Genomic DNA, 6,219 nt, shown 5'->3' with positions numbered 1-6,219 from the left:
GTAGATCATGGTGATGTCAAACCCAATGCCAACTGAAATAGTTCCGTATCTCTCATAGTAATTTGTCTCAACCTCCTCTATCTCTTGATGACTGATATCTATCATGTCTTGAATCGGATTACCCATACTTTTTAGCGAGGAGCCTTTTAAATCTTTTGCTTTTATTTCCGGATTACTGTTGTTTAGAGTTCTTTGCATTTTTTTTCTCAATCATGGCATTATAAGAATCGATGGTGGCATCTTCCATCTTTTCCTGCTTTCCCATCATTGCATCCCTTTTGGCAGCGTTTCTTCTTTCCGAGCCCCGCCGCATAAAAGTTCGTTGTTTATCCACCTGTTCATGCCAAGACAGACCTGCCTTCGGCCTTATTATCTGACCGCTTTGCACAATATTATCCTCTGCATTTGATTGGTCATTTTGCGCAGCATTTACTGTTATAGCCAAAAAAAACAACATTAAAACAGCTACTGCAAAAAATTGTAATTTCTTCATTATCGTTTCCCTCCTTTCCCCTTATTTTATGCTGAATTGTTATAAAAATTAATTCTCATTTTATATCAATGAGTTCGATTTCAAAAATAAGCGCTGCATTAGGTCCGATCAGAGAGCTTGCGCCACGCTCACCATAAGCAAGTTTTGATGGCACAAAAATCTGCCACCTGGAACCTGCCTGCATGAGTTTTAAAGCCTCTGTCCAGCCGGGAATCACACCTGAAACCTTAAATTCTGCGGGCTTTCCTCTGCGATAGGAACTGTCAAACTCTACACCATTAATTAATGTTCCCCGATAATTGCATTTAACTGTGTCTGTATCTGTCGGTTTCTTGCCTTTACCAGCCTTGATAATCCGGTATTGCAGCCCGCTCGGCGTAGTTATTACTCCTTCTTTATTCTTATTTTTCTCGAGAAAATCTTCGCCTTCTTTTCTGTTTTTATCTGCTGCCAATGCTCTTTCCTTTGCCTGCTTCCGCTTCAATCCGGTATGATACATACTCATGCTTAAACGGATATCTTCATCATTTAAAAGAAGTTTTTCGTTATTAAAAACATCATTAAAGCCTTTCATCACAAGGGCAGGATCGAAATCACCCCCCTGATACTTCAGATTGTTCGCAATATTTACTCCGATAGCGTAATTCATCTTATCCTTAGGTGTTTTGACTAAAATTCCTTCATCTTGTTTATCAGAGGAGTGGTTGATACTTTGGGTATCTGCTAATGTATTTGGACTTTCGTTGGTTGAAATTTCTTTGTTGTTGTCCGTTCCGGCATTTACAAAGGAAACAAAAAAAACCAGTATAAAATAACAGATAAGCAACGGAGATAATCTTTTCATTTCGGTAAAAATCCTTTTAATAGGTTAAATACAAAGAAATTAAGCTGTATCATATTAATACTTATATTTTATAAGTATATATTAAGCGATTATGCAGTCTTTACATTTTGAAAATTTATCGGATAATAAAAGAAAATATTATAAAAATTTATGTTTTTGTAAAAAAGTTCCAGCATCATTACTCTTTGCTTCATCAGGTATCCGGAGTGTATTAATAAATTACACAACCGGTTATTGGATTTTACTCCCGGATTAAACAATCCCGGGGCAGGAACCGCCTGAATGGCATAAAACATTTGGTATGGAAAGTTTACTGATATATTATGTATTAAACTTAGTATGCAATTTGATTTTATGAACAGGAATAATTCCTGACTAATCTTATATTAGATAATATATCAAGATATTATAAATATTAATTAAAAATTAAAATATTCTTAATTATCTGTATTCCCCCACCATGCGTATTTCCGGATTTTATAAGACCATGTCTATTAGATGCAGCAAAAATCACACCAATAGTATTAAAAAATGATAATTTTTAAAAAAGTAATTATGACAAGATATTAGAATTATAATATAGAATGAAGGGAATTAGGGCTTGTGTTTTGTATCACATTTTGGTTGGATGTATCAAGATTTTGATACTGTTTTGAAAGGAGGTAGTAAATTATGAGATATGAAATAGCGAGGAACCTTATATTTTATTGCAATAATTTTTAATTTGCGCTAAACAAATTTCAAAGAATTGCAATCAGTCTGATATATTGAACCTTTTGATTACAAAAATATTACATCATGAAGCCTTTACCTGACGACGTGCAGACACCAAAAAAAAGCCTTGAAGAATTTTCGGACGTAACTAAAAGAGTTTTAGGGCATTTGTCTGATATCGTTTCTGAGAGAGTGAAAGTTAGGGATTATATAATCTTATCTTCTTCAATGGCAGGGACATCGAAATTTGCTCGCCCGATTAATAATAATTTGTTTATTTTCGACAGCTTGGTTTTTGATGATCAATATAAAATATTTCTTTCTATTATCAGTAAGATAAAAAGTAACAAAACTATTACAGAGGAAGAACATAAAATTATTAACTCCGTTGTTTATACTATACAACAGTCAATGGGTGTCGGGATGGATTTTCTATGCAATCCGAATAGTTCAAGAAAACATGTCGGAAACAGATTCGAAGAATTAATTCGCCTCATTGTCACAGAATTAGGGATTAAAAACAATAAAATCGTTTTAAAAATTCCATATCCTTCGGAAGACGGTGAAAAATTGTATTCATGCGAAACAGATATTGTTCTTTCTCCACATGGTTCTGTAAAATCAGGAGCTAAATCAATAGAAGAAAATGAAATTGTTGTTTCTCTTAAAACTTCATCAAAAGACAGAATGGGGAAAATATTTCTCGATAAGCTTCTCATGCAAAAATTTGCCGAGCACTCAGTCAAAGTTGTAGGAATTTTTCTGAATGACGTCCAAAGGAAAGAAACGAAACAAATTAGCTATACATTTGTTTCCGGTCTATTTATGGTGTATACGAAATTTCTGACTGAACTTGAAGGGGTTTACTTTGTCGATCCACCGCCTATTACTAAACAAGTGCCGTATAACCAGCATATTTTCTCTTTCTCAAAATTTATTGCAGAAGATATCTGGAAATTATTATCCTCTTAATCTTCTCCGGCGTTCAGCTACCTCCGCTTCTTCCCCATTGTCGGCAATTCTTTCAATGTGTGTTCGATCCTGAAGTCTTCTTTTTATCGTATTGCAATATTCTATATTAGTTTCTGTTCCAAGCCATTTACGGTTAAATGCTTCTGCTACAGCATAAGTTGTTCCTGAACCGCCGAAAGGATCAACGACCAATCCGTCGGGATTCGAAGAGGCAAGTACGCATTTTTTTACTAATTCTATAGGCTTTTGTGTCGGATGCTTTTCCCTTTCCCACGAATTATTTGTTAATGTTGGTATTTCAAAAACATCTTTTGGTTTAGCACCTTTAGGATGAGGGGACCATACATATTCCTTACCATTTCCATATTGCGAACTTTTTGCTTGTGGATGATGTGGATATTTAAGCGTGTGTGCATTGTATGGAACTCTTACTTCATCAACGTTGAAAATTATTTTGCTGCTTTTCCTGAAGTGTAATAAGCTTTCGTGAGACCGGCCCCAATCACTTGTAAGATTAGCCTTGTTTCGATAAAACCAAACCAACCATTTACATCCTTTGAAAAGACTGCTTGCAGCCCATTTAAGGTCGGCTAATATTTCTGAAAAGCCGCAGATATACAAACTGCCATTCGGTTCTAGTACTCTTTGAGCCTCTTTTATCCATTCCATACTCCAATCGACATATTCTTTTTGTGATTCAAATGTATCCCATTCAGCTTTATGAATATTATATGGCGGATCAGCAAAAATTAGCTGGATTGATGATGTTTTTATTGTTTTAAAAAAAGTTACAACATCTTCATTGTATAACGTGCCAATATTCGTAGCAAAAAAAGGGGTTACAGGATATTGTAAAGAATTAACATAATCAGTTACATATATTTGATTAAGCTCTTTTATTACATGGTCAATCTGCTCATCTTTGTAGACACGGTAATTATTTATAGGATGTCTTTGCGATTGGAGTTTGCCTGTTTTGTCCCACCTTCTAAGTGTCTCAGAACTTATACCTATTTTTTTTGCGGCTTGGCTGATTGTAATGTAATTTCCCATAGCTTAATCCTAAATTTTGAAAGCTTATAAAACATTAAACAACATTATACATAAAACTTATACAAATATTTATATATCTTGGTCAATATATTTTTGAAATATTTTTATCACCAAGCACAAAATACTATATATCTCTGATATTATATATAATTATAGTCAGATAGTTTTGTTTGGATGTAGGTATTATATACCTATTGGTATCATTCCGATTAAATATAACGGAATACCTATAAACTATATTGAACAATGTATTAATTAGGGTAGTTCAGAGACATCCCTCTGTGCCAATATAAGTGAGACACTTTCCCGGAAGAAATATCTGCGACTTATCTATACCGGTAAGTTCTGATATGTCGATGGAAAAAGTTGCTTTTGTATGGTATTCCAAATATCAAAGAGAGTGCTCATATTATATATCTTTTTCTTGGTTTGGGTAAATCAAGAAGATAATAAAGCATTATCTTCATTAAATCATTAAGTTATTTAGTATTTAGACTGCTTTTTATCAAAATAATTTAGCTTGATTTATGACTTTTGAGATTTGTTCTATAGTTTAAATTTATCGGTAAAGACCTGCCGGAATCAGGTAACAATTTTGATGAATTGCCAGCTTAGTCGTGTCAGGAAAAAATTAAATCTTTAAAGCAACATTCAGCTGACAAAATTTCATTGTATAGCAGATTTAAATTTTATCTTTACATTTAAACAATGTGCGTTTAGGTATAAAAATTTAAGTGAAAATCTCTATAAAATGTTAATAAAAAAAATCAGGGGCAATTCCCTTATATTAAGGACACTTTTTTTAATTTGTATTTAGGATGAAAGATGAAAAATTTAGTGGATTTGAAAGAACATGTAGCAATTACAGGAAGTAATGGGTTTGTTGGAAGCAAATTAAATCAAAGACTGCCAAATGCCAGAATATTGGATTTGGATAAAAAACATCGTTTGGAAGAAATTGATACCCTGAAGACATTTTTAGAGGATGTGAAAGTTGTTTTCCATCTTGCAGAAATTAATGCCGGGTCGGGATATTCGCCTGCCAATAAATCCATGATTAAAAATAATGTTCTGGCTACAAGAAATTTAATAGACGGAGTTCGGCGCTTTTGCAGTGAAAAACCGTTAATTGTATTATTGTCAAGCATACATGTTTATTCAGCTGAAGAAGATATTTATACTGAAAATAGCGAAATCGGGCCTTCCAGTTATTATGGACTTACAAAATTAGTACAGGAGTTGTTAATTCAGGAAGCGGCTAAAAATGGACTCGTTGATTATTGTATATTCAGAGGTTCAAACATTTATGGGGCCGGGTGCCGTCCCAATTATAATTCTGCTGTTGCAACATTTATCGATCGAATAGAAAAAAATGAAAAACTTGAATTGTTCGGCAATGGCGAGTCCCAGCTTGATCTTATATATGTAGATGATGTTATTAATATACTTATTAGGGCTGGAGAAGATTCTCAATTTAAAAATGATGTTTACAATCTTTCATACGGCAGTTCGGTAAGTATAAAAAAACTGATCGATATATTAAAAACTGTTACACAAACACAACCGGAAATAAGATTGGTAAATTCAGTACCTGCAAAATTGACTGTAAATAACAGTAAATTAAAAAAAGTGTTAGGAACTTATGCTTTTGTTGATCTTCAAAAGGGCCTTGAGATGACTATAAAGAAAAAAAGTTGCAAACCGACACTGGTTGTTACCTGAAATAAATTTGAAACATAATTTTCTTTTTGCCTGATTTTATATAACCGTATGTTTAAAATAAAATGGATACGTTCATGTTAAATAAAGAACACGATAAACTTCCCGTGCTTTCGTTCGAGATGGGGCCGATACGTCCTCCCAGTGAAGGCAGTAATTCACTTCTTATAAGAGTTACCAGAAACTGCCCATGGAACAGATGTACCTTCTGCTACGGCAGGGCATATGAGCATGAAAAATTTCAGATGAGATCCGTGCATGAGGTCAAAGCCGACATTGATAATGTTGCACTTATATCCGCGGAAATAAAAAATTTGGCAAAAGAAACGAGCAGTGCCGGAAATATAAAATCTCTTGCCGCAAGGACTCTTTTCAACAGATTGCCGCTAATAGATAACATCCATCAAAGTTATTTTAATGTATT

The 6,219-nt window shown here is 33.8% G+C and carries 6 protein-coding genes and 1 pseudogene; 3 read left to right on the top strand and 4 right to left on the bottom strand.

Translation table 11 applies throughout. The features are described from left to right. The 3 genes from VXK47_RS01220 to VXK47_RS01210 all read right to left on the bottom strand — a co-directional run. Positions 1–198, bottom strand: a 198-nt coding sequence (locus tag VXK47_RS01220; protein ID WP_435546954.1) for a hypothetical protein, incomplete at its 3' end; no start/stop codon positions are given. Continuing rightward, on the bottom strand, positions 173–493 hold the full coding sequence (locus VXK47_RS01215) for a hypothetical protein (protein WP_435546953.1): 321 nt from the start codon (positions 491–493) through the stop codon (positions 173–175). The genes VXK47_RS01220 and VXK47_RS01215, both read right to left, overlap by 26 nt. 55 nt (positions 494–548) lie before the next feature. Beyond that, the gene (locus VXK47_RS01210; protein WP_435546952.1) at positions 549–1,337 is read right to left on the bottom strand and encodes an FKBP-type peptidyl-prolyl cis-trans isomerase; all 789 of its coding nucleotides are present in this window, start codon (positions 1,335–1,337) and stop codon (positions 549–551) included. 798 nt (positions 1,338–2,135) lie between these two features. On the opposite strand from VXK47_RS01210, the gene VXK47_RS01205 reads away from it, so the two are divergent. Continuing rightward, complete coding sequence (locus tag VXK47_RS01205; protein WP_435546951.1) at positions 2,136–3,023, top strand: hypothetical protein; 888 nt, start codon at positions 2,136–2,138, stop codon at positions 3,021–3,023. Here VXK47_RS01205 and VXK47_RS01200 read toward each other — a convergent pair. Next, positions 3,012–4,076 (bottom strand): DNA methyltransferase, encoded by a 1,065-nt coding sequence (locus VXK47_RS01200; RefSeq protein ID WP_435546950.1) that lies wholly within the window; start codon positions 4,074–4,076, stop codon positions 3,012–3,014. The genes VXK47_RS01205 and VXK47_RS01200 overlap by 12 nt on opposite strands. An 825-nt stretch (positions 4,077–4,901) precedes the next feature. Between VXK47_RS01200 and VXK47_RS01195 the strand changes: the two genes are divergently transcribed. Together VXK47_RS01195 and VXK47_RS01190 are read left to right on the top strand one after the other, a co-directional pair. Beyond that, complete coding sequence (locus tag VXK47_RS01195) at positions 4,902–5,798, top strand: NAD-dependent epimerase/dehydratase family protein (RefSeq protein WP_435546949.1); 897 nt, start codon at positions 4,902–4,904, stop codon at positions 5,796–5,798. Positions 5,799–5,872: 74 nt separating this feature from the next. Next, positions 5,873–6,219: pseudogene (locus VXK47_RS01190) on the top strand (hypothetical protein); the annotation flags it as partial.

Source organism: Desulfobacterium sp. N47 (genome assembly GCF_051233685.1).
Classification (GTDB): domain Bacteria; phylum Desulfobacterota; class Desulfobacteria; order Desulfobacterales; family RPRI01; genus RPRI01.
Note: the sequence above shows the minus strand (reverse complement) of the source record. Positions and strands in the feature narration are given on the sequence as shown.

Bases quoted from the DNA above. Each gene is read 5' to 3' on its own strand.
- VXK47_RS01200 (WP_435546950.1), bottom strand. From the start codon at position 4,076: ATGGGAAATTACATTACAATCAGCCAAGCCGCAAAAAAAATAGGTATA.
- VXK47_RS01210 (WP_435546952.1), bottom strand. From the start codon at position 1,337: ATGAAAAGATTATCTCCGTTGCTTATCTGTTATTTTATACTGGTTTTT.
- VXK47_RS01205 (WP_435546951.1), top strand. From the start codon at position 2,136: ATGAAGCCTTTACCTGACGACGTGCAGACACCAAAAAAAAGCCTTGAA.
- VXK47_RS01195 (WP_435546949.1), top strand. From the start codon at position 4,902: ATGAAAAATTTAGTGGATTTGAAAGAACATGTAGCAATTACAGGAAGT.
- VXK47_RS01215 (WP_435546953.1), bottom strand. From the start codon at position 493: ATGAAGAAATTACAATTTTTTGCAGTAGCTGTTTTAATGTTGTTTTTT.